Here is a 14,614-nt window from a genome sequence, read left to right on the forward strand (position 1 = left end):
TTGTTTCGAAGGCCCGGCATCACGCCGGGCCTTTTTTATTTGGCTGGTCGCCGCGGCGAGCGATCCATTGCCGATTATCGGCTCTGTCCCGCATTCCATGACGAAATTGCATGATTGCCATGCAAATACATCTTGCGCCGAAATCCAGACCTGCTTTGCTGGCGTGTGTCAGCAACGACCGGAAAACCGGCGTGCATGCCTCTGAGGGAGGGCAAACTGGATGAAGCGTCGTCTATTCCTGAAGACCGCAGCAATCGGGGCAGCTGCGGGAACTATCGCGAGCCCGGCCATTGCGCAGCCGATGCCGGAGATCAAATGGCGGATCACCTCGTCCTTCCCGAAATCGCTCGATACGATCTACGGCGCCTCGGAAGTTCTGGCCAAGGCCGTTTCAGAAGCGACTGACGGCAATTTCCAAATTCAGGTTTTCGCAGCTGGCGAGATCGTGCCGGCTCTGCAGGCGGCGGATGCCGTGACGAACGGCACCGTCGAGATGTGCCACACCGCCTCCTACTACTATGTCGGAAAAGACCCGACCTTCGCCTTCGGCACGGCCGTGCCGTTCGGACTCAATTCCCGCCAGCAGAACGCCTGGTTTTACCATGGCGGCGGTATGGATTTGCTGAACGAGTTCTACAAAAAGGCGAACATCTACGCCCTGCCCGGTGGCAATACCGGCTGCCAGATGGGCGGCTGGTTCCGCAAGGAGATCAAGACCGCCGCCGACCTGCAGGGCGTGAAGATGCGCATCGGGGGCTTTGCCGGGCAGGTGATGAGCAAGCTCGGCGTCGTGCCGCAACAGATCGGCGGCGGGGATATCTACCCGGCGCTGGAGAAGGGAACCATCGACGCGGCGGAGTGGGTCGGCCCCGCCGATGACGAGAAGCTCGGCTTCAACAAGGTCGCGCCCTATTACTACTATCCCGGCTGGTGGGAGGGCGGAGCCTCGCTCCACTTCTTCATCAACACGGCGAAGTGGAACGAACTGCCGAAGGTCTACAAGTCGCTGCTCACGACAGCCGCCGCCCAGGCGAATATCGACATGCAGGCGAAGTACGACGCCCGCAATCCGGCCGCGCTCAAGCGCCTCGTCGCCGCCGGCGCGCAGCTGCGCCCGTTTTCGCAGGAGATCCTCGAAGCCTGCCTGAAGGCATCGAAGGAAGTCTACGTGGAAACCAGCGCCAAGAATCCGGACTTCAAGAAGATCTACGATTCGATGTCGGCCTTCCGCGGCGACCAATATCTATGGTTCCAGATCGCGGAATACACCTACGACAACTTCCTGATCCGCTCGCGTGTTTCGAACCTGCTCTGACCCAACGGAGCTTCCAACGCGAGCGATACTTACCCCGGCGCAAGCCGGGGTTTTTCATGACGTTGCACCACTCCCTCGGCGACACGCGCCATGCTATCAAGGGAGAGATGCCACGACCGCGCCTTGCTTTGCGGTTAGCAGGCGTCATCGTTCGGAAATCGCCATGCCCCGCACCGTCCTCGCCCTGCTCCTGACCTGCCTTGCGACCGCAGCCACAGCGCAATCGCTCGGCGAGCCCTTGCCGGGGCGCGCCGCTCCTCGCGAATCCTTCAGCAAACCCGCCCCCGCGGCCAGCAAAGGCGCCCGCCCCTGCCCCGAATACGGCGCCGGCTTCGTCCGCCTCGAAGGCTCCTCCCTCTGCGTCCGGGCCGGCGGCTCGGTCCGCGCCGAGTTCGGGAAGAGCTCGCGCAACGGTTATGGCAGCCGCGCGGACGGGATGGCCTATCTCGAAAGCCGTGGCCAGACCGCCCTCGGGCCTGTCCGCTCGGTCCTCAGCGTTCGCGGCGGGGTCGATCGCGGCCTGGATTCCGGGCCGTTCCGCTACTGATCTCTTTATTTTCTAATGCGTTGTCGTCACGCGAGCCGGTGTCCGCTGCTCTCGAGGACGCTCTCGTCCTTAGGCTTCAGTAGCCGCGCGACCTCCGCCTGAAGCACGGGAACCAACTCCCGCTCGAACCAGGGATTGCGCTTGAGCCAGGCGTTGTTGCGCCAGGACGGGTGCGGCAGCGGCAGCACGCGCGGATGCACCGGCCGGGCCAGGATCTCACGCCAGTTCGACACCGTCCCCGAGAGATTGGCGGCCTCCTTTGCACCCAGATGCCAGCCCTGGGCATAGCGCCCGATCGCGAGCACAAGCTCGATCCGCGGCAGTGCCGCGAAGAGCCGCCCGCGCCAGGCCGGCGCGCATTCCCGCCTCGGCGGCTTGTCTCCGCCCTTCGCGTCCAGCCCCGGAAAGCAATGCCCCATCGGCACGATGGCGACCTTGGCAGCGTCGTAGAACGCCGCCTCGTCGATGCCGAGCCAGTTCCGCAGCCTCACGCCGGAAGGGTCGGTGAACGGGCGGCCGCTGGCATGAACGCGCGTGCCCGGGGCCTGCCCGGCGATGCAGAGCCGCGCCGTCGCGGAAGCCTGGATCACCGGGCGCGGCTGGTGCGGCAACGGCGGCAGGTAGAGCGGCGCGTCGCGGCAAATCCGGCAGGCCCGCAGTTCCGCCAGCACCTCGTCGAGCGTTTCCGGCGCGCTCATCGCCTTGCCAGCCTGGAACGTCCGGGAGCCTGCGAGATCAGCCCATCGCACACCCAAGCGGGCTGCTTCGCCGCATAGTCGTGCGGATCGCCCTTCTCGATCCGGGCGAGACCGTTGATGCGGCCGCTCGGATGGTTGCGGATGACATAGAGATCGCCGCTGACCTCGATAGTGAAACAATAGGTCCGGCGCGTTTCCTGCGGACCGTAGTAGTAGCAAATCGCATCGGCGGTCGTCGTCCAGCAGGCATCCTTGTTCGACACGCCGCGGTTGTGACCGCTCGCGCGACCGTCGGGATGGTGAAACTCGCTGAACGGCAGGTTGGTGCCGGTATAGACACCGGAGACGGTGTTGCCTTCGAACAGCCGCCGGATCTGCTCGCCGTTCAGCCGCTCGGCCGCGCCGGCACCGGTCGCGGCGAGAAGCCCAAGGACCGCGGCCGCGATGCCCGAGCACCGTCGCATCAGCGTTGCGCCAGCTTCCGGCTCATCGGCGGCGCCGGGGCGCGCGAGATCAAACCGTCGCAATACCAGGGCGTGCCGTTGTCGGTATGGTTGCGCGGATTGCCGAGTTCGACCTTGGCCAGCGCATTGACCATGCCGTTGCCGACGTTGCGCAGCACGTAGAGGTCGCCGCTCATCTCGACGGTGAAGCAATGCACCGTGCGATCGCTCGGCGGGCCGTAATAGTAGCAGATGCGGTCCGGCTTGGTGATCCAGCAGGCATCGGTATTGGGCTGCCAGCCATTATGGCCGAGCGCCTGCCCGTTCGGATCGTGATACTCGGTGAAGAAGCCGCCATTGGTGTAGCGCCCGGACACCGTGTTGCCGCGAAAGGCGCGCTCGATCGCCTCGCCGCTCAGGCGTTCGACCGCCTGCGCCGCGGTGACCGGAACCAGCAGAGTCAACAGGAACGGGAACAACCGGCGCATCACGCCTTCCAGCTCGGACGCGTCGACAGCTGATCGTGCCAGCGGCGGATATGGACGAAGTCCTCGGCGAGCGGAATGCGTGAGGGCTTCATGAAGTCGATGGCGATGCCGGCGGTGATATCCGCCACGGAGAGGGCTTCGCCGCAGACGAAGGCATTGCCGGCAAGCTGCAATTCCAGCAGCCAGAGATGGTCGTCCACGTGGTCCCGATTGGCCTCCGCCCATTCGGGGACCTGGTCCTCAAGCTCTGCCATGGACGGATGGCTGTGGCGGAAGACGGCGGCAACGCTGGCGAACAGCCCGAGCTCGATCCGCCGGTTCCACATTTCGATGGTCGCCTGCTCCTTCGGATCGCGGCCGAACAGCGCCGGCTGGGGATGAAGCGCCTCGATGTAGCGGCAGATCGCGATGGTCTCGGCAAGCGCGGTGCCATCGTCGAGTTCGAGCACCGGCAGGCGCTGCGCCGGGTTGATCCGGGCGAAGGCCTCGGTCCGATGCTCCTTCTTGGCGATGTCGATCGCCACCAGATCCGGCAGCGCCACGCCCTTTTCCGCGAAGAAGATGCGGACCCGCCGCGGATTTGGCGCCCGCCCGCCATCGTAGAGCTTCATCAGATGTTCTCCGTCTCCGGTGCACCGGATCACGGCCCGCGCCGGAAGGTCAACCACATGCTGCGGTTTCGTGACACCAGCAAGGCGGGCGATGCCGCATCCGCCGGGAGGGCCCGGGGTCAGCGCGGATGGGCACGACGCCAGGCCTCGGGCCGCTCGAACTGGAGCGCCCAGAGACCGCGCCCGGCGGCCCGCGCCTCATCCTCCTGGGCCCGATAAGCACCATAGGACACAGCTTGGCCGTCGCGGACCATGCGCGCATTGACGTCCTCCTCGCCCACCCGGCAGCGGGCCAGCCCGCGGCCGTAGCGATCGACCTTGCCGATCTCGCAGGTCGCCATGCCCCCGGCCAGCATGGCCTGCAAGGCACGCCGCGCCTCGCGCCCGCAGAAAACCTGCCGGCCGGCCCGGTCGGTGCAGCTCTGGCGATATTCAGGGGCGTCGATCCCCTCCAGCCGCAGCTCCTCGCCGAGCAGCCTCAGCGAATCGCCATCGATCGCCTGCGCAGGTCCCACCAGCGTCCGGGCGGGGCCGAGGCGGTATTGCAGGATCGCACCAGCGAGCGCCAAAAAGCCGAGAAAGCCGAGCGCCACGGCGAAATCCGTGACGCGGCCGACACGGCGCCAGCCGAAGGGGCCGGAACGAGAGCTGCTAAATCCGAAGGGAGCCATCAGGAAGAGCTTAACGATTTGGTGTCCATGATGGCGAGCCGTTTGCGCATCCCGCGCGGCGGCACGAGGATACATCTTTCCGACCATGGCGGAAGTGACGGCCGAACAGGTGCAGCGCGGGCGCGGGCCCGATCCTTCCGTCGTGGCGCGCCGCAAGCACGTTTCACGGGAAGTGAAATCCGTGCGCGAGCGCCTGACGTCCTCGACCGGGCTCGAGCGCGCCTTCGATTCCGAATTGCTGCGCGTCTTCGCGCAATACCGCCTGACCGGCTCCGCCGGCACGCTGGTGCTGGTGATCGGCATCGCCGCAGCCGCCTGTCTGTGGCTGCCGACCATGTATGTCGCGCTGTGGAGCGCCACGGTCCTAGCCAGCACGCTCATCATCGTCGCCCTGTCGCGCCGCTATCTGCGCAAGCCCGCCGATACGGTGCGGCTGAAACGCTGGCGCCGGCTCTTCACCCTGGCGGAGGGCATTCATGGCTTCTCATGGGCGCTTCTGCTGCTGCTGTTCGCGCCTGTCGAGGCTCCCGGCGCGAAGGTCTTCGTCACCACGGCGCTGCTCATCGTCAGCGCGCTCACGGTCATGCTCTCCGCCACGATTCCCATCGCGGTCTATGCCGGGCTGACGCCGATCATCGCCGGCATCATGGCGTTCTTCTGGGAACGGCGCGACATGGACAGCGTGACGATGGCGCTGATGGCGGCCTCGGCACAGCTCTTCTTCATCTTCCTGGCCAACCGGCTCTATGCCAGCTCGGTCGACTCGATCGGCTTCCGGGCCGAGAAGGACGCGTTGATCGCCGAGCTCGAAACCGCCAATGCGAATTCCGACGAGGCCCGGCGCAAGGCGGAGGAAGCCAATCTCGCCAAGTCGCGCTTCCTCGCCACGATGAGCCACGAGCTGCGCACGCCGCTCAACGCCATCCTCGGCTTCTCCGAGGTGATGAAGAGCGAGATCTTCGGCGCGCACGCCAATGCCGCCTACAAGGAATATTCGGCCGATATCCACGGCTCGGGCCAGCACCTGCTGAACCTGATCAACGAAATCCTCGACCTGTCGCGCATCGAAGCCGGCAAATACGAGCTGAACGAGGAGGCGCTGTCGCTCGTCGACATCGTGGAGGACTGCCGGCACATGCTGGCAATGCGCGCCAAGGCCAAGGGCCAGAGCATCCGCACGCTTGCAGAGCCGCAACTGCCGCGGGTCTGGGCCGATGAGCGCGCCATCCGGCAGGTCGTCCTCAACGTGCTCTCGAACGCGATCAAATTCACGCCCCAGGGCGGCGAGGTCACGATCAAGGTCGGCTGGACGGCGACGGGCGGACAGTATGTCTCGGTCGCCGATACCGGGCCCGGCATCCCCGAGAACGAGATCCCGATCGTGATGCAGAGCTTCGGGCGCGGCTCGCTCGCCATCAAAACCGCCGAGCAGGGCTCGGGGCTGGGCCTGCCGATCGTCAAGGGACTGATCGATCTCCACGGCGGCAGCTTCAACCTGAAATCGAAGCCGCGCGCCGGGACGGAAGTGACCATCACCCTGCCGGCCGAGCGCGTGATGGACACCCTCGCCGCCCTGCCCGAGCCGAAGTCGCGGGCGGCATGAACTGCAAATCCGCGGCGGCAACGCCCGAATCTCGCCCCATCGATGGGCAACATCCATAGACGCCTCGCTCGGGGCGCCCACACTCTCCTCTCGGACCATCGCATCATGAACCGGAAAACGCGCGTCGCCGTGCTCTATGGCGGAAAATCGGGCGAACACGAGGTCTCGCTGAAATCGGCGGCCTCCGTCCTGCGCTATCTCGACCGGGACCGGTTCGAGCCCGTTCCCGTCAGCATCGACAAGCAGGGCCGCTGGCAATGCCACGATCTGCGGCGCATCGAGGCGACGAACGGCGACAGCCTGCCGATCCCGGCGGATTCTCCGGCTATCCGGCTGGAAGCGCAGGGCACGCAGACCACAATTCTGCCCGCCGACAACACTGCGCCTGCCATCGCGCCGGTCGATGTGGTGTTCCCGGTGATCCACGGCCCGCTTTGCGAGGACGGCGCGGTGCAGGGCCTGCTGGAGCTCGCCGGCGCGGCTTATGTCGGCTCGGGCGTGCTGGCCTCCGCGGTGGGCATGCACAAGGACATCGCCAAGCGCCTCGCCGCGCTCGCTGGGCTGCCGGTGGCGCCCTATCTTGCCCTGTCGCGCCGCGACTACCGTCGCGACCCCGAGGGATCGGCCAGTGCCGCGCGCGAGGCGCTGACGCTCCCGATCTTCGTCAAGCCCTGCAATATGGGCTCCAGCGTCGGCGTCCATAAGGTCAAGCGCTGGGAGGATCTCGACGCGGCGCTCGCCGACGCCTTCTTGTACGACACCAAGGTGCTGATCGAGCAGGGCATCGATGCCCGCGAGATAGAAGTCGCGGTTCTCGACGGCGATCCACCGGTGGCGAGCGTCGCGAGCGAGCTCAACGCCGGCCCGCAGCACGAATTCTACTCCTACGAGGCCAAGTATATCGACCAGGACGGCGCGACCGTCGACCTGCCGGCGAAGCTCGATCCGGACCAGATGGCACGCGTGCGCCAGCTCGCCATCGACGCCTTCGTCGCACTGGAATGCAGTGGGCTGGCGCGCGTGGACTTCTTCCTCGACCGCCAGAGCGGCGCCTTCTACTTCAACGAGATCAACACGCTGCCGGGCTTCACCGCGATCAGCATGTATCCGAAGATGATGGAGGCCTCAGGCCTGCCCTACCCCGCGCTGATCACCCGCCTGATCGAACTGGCGCAGGAGCGCCACGCCGAGCGGGCGGGGCTGAAGACTGATTATACGGAGTGAGCGGAACGTCATTCTCGGGCGGAGCGAAGCGCAGACCCGAGAATCTCAGAACAAGAGAAGACTGGTTTCCGAGATGCTCGGGTCAAGCCCGAGCATGACTGCTAATCTCAATCCTTCCGCGCGACCTGTGCCTGCTCGAAGGTCGCCATGCCCGAATGGACCGCCGCCGCCGCCTTGACGAGGCCTGCGGCGAGCGCCGCGCCCGTGCCCTCACCCAGCCGCATGTCGAGCGCGAGCAGCGGCACCTTGGCGAGGCGTGCCAGCACATCGGCATGCGCGCCCTCAGCCGAGAGATGGCCGGCGATGCAGTGGTCGATCGTCGACGGCTCGATCGCATGCAGGATCGCGGCGGCGGCCGTCACCACATACCCATCAAGGATCACCGGGATACGCTGCGAACGCGCGGCGATGATCGCGCCGCAAATCGCCGCGACCTCGCGCCCGCCGAGGCGGCGGAGCACTTCAAGCGGATCCTTGAGATGGGCGCGATGCAGGGCCAGCCCCTTCTCCACAGCCGCGACCTTGCGCTTGAAGCCGGCTTCATCGACGCCGGTGCCGTGCCCGCACCAATGCATGGCGTCGCCGCCATAGAGAGCGGCGTAGATCGCCGCGGCCGAGGTGGTATTGCCGATGCCCATCTCGCCGAGGCAGAGCAGATCGGTGCCGCCGACAAGCGCTTCCATGCCGAAGGCCATGGTGGCGACGCAGGCGCGCTCGTCGAGCGCATCGGTCTGGGTGAAGTCTCCCGTCGGCAGGTCCAGCGCGAGATCGAAGACCTTGAAGCCGAGATCATAGGCCGCGCAGATCTGGTTGATCGCAGCGCCGCCCGCCGCGAAATTCTCCAGCATCTGGCGCGTCACCGTCTGCGGGTAGGCCGAGACGCCCTGAGCCACGACGCCGTGATTGCCTGCGAAGACGCAGACCAGCGGCCGGTCGACGCGCGGCGGCGCCTTGCCCTGCCAGGCCGCGAGCCATTCCACGATCTCCTCCATGCGGCCAAGGCTGCCGGCCGGCTTGGTGAGATTGGCGTCGCGGGCGCGCACCGCGTTCGCCGCCGCCATGTCGGGGCCGGGCATCGCGGCGATGAGTTCGCGGATATCGTCGAAGGGCAATCCGGAGGCGGCCATGGGCAAATCCATTACGCAAGGAACCGCATCAGCGCATCGGCATGGCGGCAGGATTGAAGCTGCTGCTATAGGGTCGGGAGCGTGAAGACAATCGAGCAGAACAACGCGGCAGGCATGGCTGAAGCCGAGACGACGACGGAGACGAACCCGCCGGACTGGCCGGGCTGGACGATCGCGACGGCGATCTGCCTGCGCTTCTGGTCGCGCCTGCCCGTCCCGCCATTGCCCGGCGAGGCCGACAGCCACGCCATCCCCGATTTCCGCAGCGTGCCACGCGCTCTGCCCTTCGCAGCCCTCGTCATCGCGCTGCCGGCGTCGCTCGTCGCACTCGGTGCCGGGCTGGCGGGCCTGAGTGGTTTCGTCGTGGCTGCGCTCGCGCTGACCGTGCTAGCGCTGACCACCGGCGCCTTTCACGAGGACGGGCTGGCGGACACCGCCGACGGGCTGTTCGGCGGACACACGCCGGAACGCCGGCTCGAGATCATGAAGGACAGCCGCATCGGCTCCTATGGTGCGCTGGCGCTGGGGTTGTCGCTCCTCCTGCGGGCGAGCCTGATCGCGATGATCCTCGACCGCTCCGGCGCCTGGGCGGCGGCAGCGGCGCTGCTCGTCGCAGCCCCCTGGTCCCGCGCCGAAGGGCTTTTCCTGCTCGCGACGCAGCCGGCGGCGCGCAGCAGCGGCGCCGCCGCGGCTGTCGGCCAGCCGACGATCGTCACGGCGCGGATCGCGCTCGCCCTGAGCCTCTTCCTCGCGACCGGGATCGCGCTGTGGGCGCAACTCCCGGTCGCGGGGCTGCTGCTCGGTTTCGCGCTGGCGCATGGTGCCGCAGCCGTGCTGTCGCGGCTGGCGCAACGACTGATCGGCGGGCAGACCGGCGACATCCTCGGCGCGGCGCAGCAGCTCGCCGAGATCGCGATCTATCTCGGGCTTGCGCTCATGCTCCATCCGAGCGCCTGATCAGCCGCGCACCCACGCGGACCGCCGCCAAACGTCATGGCGGGAGGCTCGAATGCGCAACGGGGACTTGACGGCAACGATTTGTGAGCGCTCGCTCTGCTTGCCTCCCGTCTGCTTACGTTAGGTGACAATGCCATGCGCAAAGCTCTTCTTGGCTTCCCGGCCGGACTGTTCGCCGTTGCCGCCGCCTATGCGGTGTCGAGCCTCGTTCTTCCGTCCACGGCCTCCGCCGTGGTCTGTGCCAAGGGCGTCTACCGGGCTGGATGCGCCGGGCCGAACGGCGCCGTCGTCGCAAGGCGCGGCTATGTCGCTCCGCGCTCGCACGGCGCCGTGTGCCGACGCTACGGGGTCGTAGGCGGCGTACGCCGCTGCGTCGCCTGGTAGCAGCGGCGCCAATCTTGATCTGAAAGGTATCCTTCCGCGTTGCGACAGGGGCGTAACTTCAGACCGACCAGCCTCTCGCGGGAACAGAACTCAGCTCTTTGATGGCGGATGCATTGCACCGCTCGGAGCAGCCCCGGCTTGCCGCCGGTCCAAGGCGGCAAGAGCCTCTCCGCTCAAACGAAAGAAGAGCTTCTTCGGCTGTGCGGCCGCACCGAGGCTTTCATAGAAGCGCAGCAGGGCCGGGTCGTCGGCATCGGCAGTCCAGTCGATGCGGCGGTGGCCGCGTTCGAGCGCGAGCTCGGCCAGCGCCTCCATCAGCGCGCGCCCCAGGCCGCCACCGCGCGCCGCATCGGCGACGTAGATCTCCTTCAGGAAGAAGCCGGATTTCAGCCCCGGGCCCGGATAAAGATTGCAGGCCGAGGCGAAGCCGAGCACCGCCTCGCCTTCCACTGCGACGAGAATGTCGACGCCGGCCGGTAGTTGCGCGAGACCCACAAGGATCTCGGCGACCGGAGGGCAAGGCACCGCGTAGTGGCCCTGCATCTCGACCATCAGCGCGGCCAGCGCCGGATGATCGGCGGGCTGGAGCAGCCGGATCGCGGTTTCGCTCATCGGCCGCCCCGCCTGCTCAGTGCAGCAGCGACCAGATGAAGCGGCTGGCGACGAAGAGCAAGAACAGGCCGAATGCGACCTCCAGCCGCCGCTTCGAGAGCCGGTGCGCCATGCGCGCGCCGATCGGCGCGGTCCAGATCGAGGTCGGGATGAATAGGATCATGCCGATCAGCGAGACATAGCCGAGCGAGAGCGGCGGCAGGATGTCCATCTTCGGCCAGCCGGCATAGATGAAGCCAAGTGCGCCGGGGATCGAGATCAGCACGCCGAGGCCGGAGGAGGTCGCGACGGCCTGATGGATCGGGCGGCCATAGAAGGTCATGAACAGGCTGGAGAGCTGGCCACCGCCGATGCCCATCAGCGCCGAGAGCACGCCGATGACGCCGCCATAGGCGACCATCAGCGGCTTGCCCGGCATCTCCTCGCCGAACTTCCAGCGATCGGCAGCGAAGAGCAGGCGAACGGCCGAAATCAGCGCCACGACGACGAAGATGATCTTGAAGAGATCGGCGGGCGCGTAGCGGGCGATATAGCTGCCGACGATGACGCCGACCACGACTGGAACGGCCCAGATCTTCAGAATCGAGAGATCGACGAGTCCCTTGGCGCGGTGCGCGTTGAAGGAGCGGATCGAGGTCGGGATGATGACGGCCAGCGAAGTGCCCACCGCAAGCGGCATGCGCACCTCGTCGGCCACGCCGATGACGCGGAAGACCTCATACAGCACGGGCACGATGACCGCGCCGCCGCCGACGCCAAAGACGCCGGCAAGAAGCCCCGTGGCCGCGCCGGCGAGCACGAGGGAGACGGCGAGGAAGGCGAGATCGCCGAGAGGAATGCCAGCAAACATGAAAGCTCGATCCGGTTGGGCAGCCCGATCTCTCGGCCATTTGCGCGGCCGGGACAAGATGCGACCCCGCATGACGGCTGCGAGAAATCATAGCGCCAGGCCGAACCTCTCCTTGACGCGGTGCGTAGGGATCGACCGTGCCGGCGATTCTGCCGAACGTCCCCCTCTTTCGCGGAGGAGACCGAGCGACGGGAAATGTCGGCCGCAGGCCTGACGGCTCACTCCTGCCACAAAACCCTCATTCCAGGGCGAGCCCGGAACGAGGGAGGCTTTCATCAGCCGCGATCACACATCCAGCAGCGGCGCGAAGCCGCCATAGACGACGCGCTTGCCGTCGAAAGGCATCTTGAGCTCGCCCATGCGCGGATCCGCCATCATCTTGCCCCAGGCCGCGGCGCGCGCCTCCTTGGACGGCCACTCGACCCAGCTGAAGACAACCGTCTCGCCGGCTTCAGCCTTCACCGCTCCCTTGAAATCGGTGACCTTGCCATCCGGCACATCGTCGCCCCAGGCGTCGACGACGCGGCGGGCGCCGAACTCCTTGAACAGCGCCGCGTGCCCGGCGGCGAAGCTGCGATAATCGGCCTTGCGATCATTGGGCACGGCAACCAGGACGCCATCGAGGTAGCCCATCGCACCGCCCTCGCCTTCATCGATCAGCGAGGCGAAGCCGCCATAGATCATGCGCTTACCGTCGAAGGACATCTCCTGGCCCATCATCTCCTTCATGCGCGGATCGCTCATGATCTTCTCATTCGCGGCGTCACGTGTGGCCCGGTCGGGGTATTCGAACCAGGAGAAGACCACGACCTCGTCGGGCGTCGCCTTCACGGCGCCCTTGAAGTCCGTGACCTTGCCGTCCGGGACATCGTCGCCCCAAGCCTCGACATGGCGCCTGACGCCGAATTCCTTGAACAGCGGCGCCGCCGCAGCGGCCTGCTTGCGATATGCATCCTTGTTCGCGGCCGGGACCGCGACGACGAAACCATCGACATAAGCCATAGCGTTCTCCTCACTTGCGGCCGTCCGTGCGGCCGCGTCTCAAAACTTTGATATCGACCGACGCTTCCTGCTGTTCGATGCGGAAAAGCGCGCTCAAGCGCAGCAGGAGCCGGTTGCCAGCAGAGGCTGGAAGTTCGCTGCGCCCTTCGGCTCGTCCTCGTAGCGATCGTGGTGACGCATCCAGTCCATGATCCCGTCCTCGTTGCGGCCCTTCGGCATCATGTCGAGGAAGTTGTAGGCACCGATCAGCAGGTCGCCGCCGCGCGCATAGGTCGAGTAGGTGTGGAAGATCTCGCCGGCCGCATTGCGATAGAAGACACTGAAACCCGGCATCTCGCCGCCTTCGCCTTCATGCGTCTCATAGTTGTATTCGTAGCGGCCGGCCGCCTTCTCCGCCGGGCTCGGCGAGATGTGAAAGTCGTTGTTGAAGTCGCTACCGGCTGAGGACACCCAGGGGAAATCCCAACCCATGCGGCGCCGGAACGGCTGGAACTCGGCATAAGGCGCTCGCGAGACCACCACCAGGCTGACGTCGTGATGTTTCAGATGCTGGTTCGCGCCGTCGAAATGATCGGCGAGGAAGGAGCAGCCCGGGCAGCCTTCCTTGGCGCCCGGCCCGAACATGAAGTGATAGATGAGCAGCTGGCTCTTGCCGTCGAACAGATCGGCCAGCGACAGCCGCCCGTTCGGACCGGCGAAGACATAGTCCTTGTCGATTCTGACCCAGGGCAGCGCGCGCCGCTCGGCCGAGAGCGCGTCGCGTTGCCGGGTGAACTCCTTTTCATGGGCGAGATGGGCCTTGCGGGCCGCAAGCCATTCTTCACGGGATACGATCCTGTGTTCCATCGTCTCCGCTCCCTGTGTTTCCGCCGGCCCACGCCGGCAGCTCTTCCACGCGCTTGCCCGGCGGGGCAGCGCCGCGCTCCTTTTTCAGGCGAAGTAGGCCTCGAGCTTTTCCATGGTTCCGGTCCAGCCATGGGTGTGGCCGCGCACGGCCGCATCGTCGAACAGCTTCTCGTGCAAAAGCGTCAGGATCGTGCCCTCACCATCCGGCTTCAATGTGACGGTGACGCGAGAAACGCGCTCCGGCGTCGTCACCCAGGACCAGCTGAAGACGAGACGCTCGTTCTCGACGACTTCGAGGTAGCGCCCGGACACCTCGTGGCGCTGGCCCGTATTCTCTATCATCACGACGCGATAGGCCCCATCGACGCGCGGATCGATCTCGGCCTCCTGCACCACGACGTTCTCGGGCCCGAACCAGCGCACGAGCAGCTCCGGATCGGTCCAGGCCGTGTAGACCTCGGCCGGCGACGCGTTGAGGCGGCGCTTCATCGTGAGGCTCGGTGTCACCTGTTGATGCATGTGCCCATCCCTTCAGCCTTCGCCCTTGCGCCGCGCCTCGAGCAGCGCCTCGAGCGCATCGAGCCTTTGGGTCCAGAAGCGCTGATAATGCGCCAGCCAACCCATCGCTTCCTCCATCGGCTCGGCATTGAGACGACAGGACACGGTGCGCCCCGTCTTCGTCCGCGTGACCAACCCTGCATCCGACAACACGTCGAGATGCTTCATGATCGCCGGCAGCGAGACCGGGAACGGTTTCGCCAGCTCGCTGACGGAAAGCCCGTCTTCCCGCTCCAACCGCGCCAGCAAGGCCCGCCGCGTCGGATCCGCCAGCGCGGAAAACGTCCTGTCGAGCTGAGCCACCTGACACTTAACCATTGAGTTAAGTTTAAAAGCAACCCGTCGACGCCGTCAAGCCCTGTTCGCTCGAGGGAAACGGTGTGTGGGGGAAGGCGAAGTTTGCCGCAGTTCGAGAAATGTGCCCCAATTTCGATTGCAATAGGAGGATGATCGCAATCTATGGGTGCGTCATACATCGTAGTGATAAGCCAATAAGCGGCGCTCGCACGGCGCCGAATCCGGGCCGGACGAAACTGCGGCAATTTTATTGCAGGGTGCTCGCCCGCCTTCTTAGCGGGTCTTTCCTCGCGCTGAAGCGCCTCGATCCCACGCCATTCGAAGTCGGTCAGATCGGGCAGCCGGATCGGCCTGGAGCCTGTCGAAGGCGGCAAGCAGCGC

The 14,614-nt window shown here is 66.1% G+C and carries 18 protein-coding genes; 6 read left to right on the forward strand and 12 right to left on the reverse strand.

What is annotated here, in order from left to right:
• The first annotated feature begins 220 nt into the window (after nt 1-220).
• Together AC1DDA_RS03585 and AC1DDA_RS03590 are read left to right on the forward strand one after the other, a co-directional pair.
• Nucleotides 221-1,315, forward strand: a complete 1,095-nt coding sequence (locus AC1DDA_RS03585) for a TRAP transporter substrate-binding protein (RefSeq protein WP_476794663.1) — start codon at nt 221-223, stop codon at nt 1,313-1,315.
• A 163-nt stretch (nt 1,316-1,478) separates the two neighbouring features.
• Nucleotides 1,479-1,862, forward strand: coding sequence for a porin family protein (locus AC1DDA_RS03590; RefSeq protein ID WP_441512322.1), 384 nt, complete (start codon nt 1,479-1,481; stop codon nt 1,860-1,862).
• 26 nt (nt 1,863-1,888) lie between these two features.
• Here AC1DDA_RS03590 and AC1DDA_RS03595 read toward each other — a convergent pair whose 3' ends face one another.
• From AC1DDA_RS03595 to AC1DDA_RS03615, 5 genes are all read right to left on the reverse strand, one after another.
• On the reverse strand, nt 1,889-2,560 hold the full coding sequence (locus tag AC1DDA_RS03595; RefSeq protein WP_476794664.1) for a uracil-DNA glycosylase family protein: 672 nt from the start codon (nt 2,558-2,560) through the stop codon (nt 1,889-1,891).
• Complete coding sequence (locus AC1DDA_RS03600; protein ID WP_476794665.1) at nt 2,557-3,024, reverse strand: hypothetical protein; 468 nt, start codon at nt 3,022-3,024, stop codon at nt 2,557-2,559. The genes AC1DDA_RS03595 and AC1DDA_RS03600 overlap by 4 nt, the downstream gene beginning before the upstream one ends.
• Entirely contained in the window at nt 3,024-3,491 is a 468-nt protein-coding gene (locus AC1DDA_RS03605) for a hypothetical protein (RefSeq protein WP_476794666.1), read from the reverse strand. The genes AC1DDA_RS03600 and AC1DDA_RS03605 overlap by 1 nt, the downstream gene beginning before the upstream one ends.
• Complete coding sequence (locus tag AC1DDA_RS03610; RefSeq protein ID WP_441512318.1) at nt 3,491-4,102, reverse strand: glutathione S-transferase family protein; 612 nt, start codon at nt 4,100-4,102, stop codon at nt 3,491-3,493. Before AC1DDA_RS03610 ends, AC1DDA_RS03605 begins: the two co-directional genes overlap by 1 nt.
• A 119-nt stretch (nt 4,103-4,221) precedes the next feature.
• Nucleotides 4,222-4,773: a thermonuclease family protein gene (locus AC1DDA_RS03615; RefSeq protein ID WP_476794667.1), complete on the reverse strand. Its 552-nt coding sequence runs from the start codon at nt 4,771-4,773 to the stop codon at nt 4,222-4,224.
• A gap of 85 nt (nt 4,774-4,858) precedes the next feature.
• Here AC1DDA_RS03615 and AC1DDA_RS03620 point away from each other — a divergent pair, with 85 nt between their 5' ends.
• Nucleotides 4,859-6,376, forward strand: coding sequence for a sensor histidine kinase (locus AC1DDA_RS03620; RefSeq protein WP_476794668.1), 1,518 nt, complete (start codon nt 4,859-4,861; stop codon nt 6,374-6,376).
• A 105-nt stretch (nt 6,377-6,481) separates the two neighbouring features.
• On the forward strand, nt 6,482-7,600 hold the full coding sequence (locus AC1DDA_RS03625) for a D-alanine--D-alanine ligase family protein (protein WP_476794669.1): 1,119 nt from the start codon (nt 6,482-6,484) through the stop codon (nt 7,598-7,600).
• 107 nt (nt 7,601-7,707) lie between these two features.
• Here AC1DDA_RS03625 and cobT read toward each other — a convergent pair whose 3' ends face one another.
• Entirely contained in the window at nt 7,708-8,727 is a 1,020-nt protein-coding gene (gene cobT, locus AC1DDA_RS03630) for a nicotinate-nucleotide--dimethylbenzimidazole phosphoribosyltransferase (RefSeq protein ID WP_476794670.1), read from the reverse strand.
• 81 nt (nt 8,728-8,808) lie between these two features.
• Between cobT and AC1DDA_RS03635 the strand changes: the two genes are divergently transcribed.
• Nucleotides 8,809-9,684, forward strand: a complete 876-nt coding sequence (locus tag AC1DDA_RS03635) for an adenosylcobinamide-GDP ribazoletransferase (RefSeq protein ID WP_476794671.1) — start codon at nt 8,809-8,811, stop codon at nt 9,682-9,684.
• A 135-nt stretch (nt 9,685-9,819) separates the two neighbouring features.
• Complete coding sequence (locus AC1DDA_RS03640) at nt 9,820-10,068, forward strand: hypothetical protein (RefSeq protein ID WP_441512313.1); 249 nt, start codon at nt 9,820-9,822, stop codon at nt 10,066-10,068.
• A gap of 90 nt (nt 10,069-10,158) precedes the next feature.
• Here AC1DDA_RS03640 and AC1DDA_RS03645 read toward each other — a convergent pair whose 3' ends face one another.
• The 6 genes from AC1DDA_RS03645 to AC1DDA_RS03670 all read right to left on the reverse strand — a co-directional run bounded on the left by AC1DDA_RS03645 (nt 10,159) and on the right by AC1DDA_RS03670 (nt 14,239).
• Nucleotides 10,159-10,680, reverse strand: a complete 522-nt coding sequence (locus tag AC1DDA_RS03645; RefSeq protein WP_476794672.1) for an N-acetyltransferase family protein — start codon at nt 10,678-10,680, stop codon at nt 10,159-10,161.
• 16 nt (nt 10,681-10,696) lie between these two features.
• Nucleotides 10,697-11,530, reverse strand: a complete 834-nt coding sequence (locus AC1DDA_RS03650) for a sulfite exporter TauE/SafE family protein (RefSeq protein ID WP_476794673.1) — start codon at nt 11,528-11,530, stop codon at nt 10,697-10,699.
• 285 nt (nt 11,531-11,815) lie between these two features.
• Nucleotides 11,816-12,532, reverse strand: coding sequence for a DUF1428 domain-containing protein (locus AC1DDA_RS03655; RefSeq protein WP_441512310.1), 717 nt, complete (start codon nt 12,530-12,532; stop codon nt 11,816-11,818).
• A 93-nt stretch (nt 12,533-12,625) separates the two neighbouring features.
• Entirely contained in the window at nt 12,626-13,378 is a 753-nt protein-coding gene (locus AC1DDA_RS03660) for a DUF899 domain-containing protein (RefSeq protein WP_476794674.1), read from the reverse strand.
• Between the two features lie 84 nt (nt 13,379-13,462).
• Nucleotides 13,463-13,897, reverse strand: a complete 435-nt coding sequence (locus tag AC1DDA_RS03665; RefSeq protein WP_476794675.1) for an SRPBCC family protein — start codon at nt 13,895-13,897, stop codon at nt 13,463-13,465.
• Nucleotides 13,898-13,909: 12 nt separating this feature from the next.
• Nucleotides 13,910-14,239 carry an ArsR/SmtB family transcription factor gene (locus AC1DDA_RS03670; RefSeq protein WP_476794676.1) on the reverse strand — a complete coding sequence of 110 codons (330 nt, stop codon included), beginning with the start codon at nt 14,237-14,239 and terminating at the stop codon, nt 13,910-13,912.
• Nucleotides 14,240-14,614: the final 375 nt, after the last annotated feature.

Source organism: Allobosea sp. 10N428 (assembly GCF_056394545.1).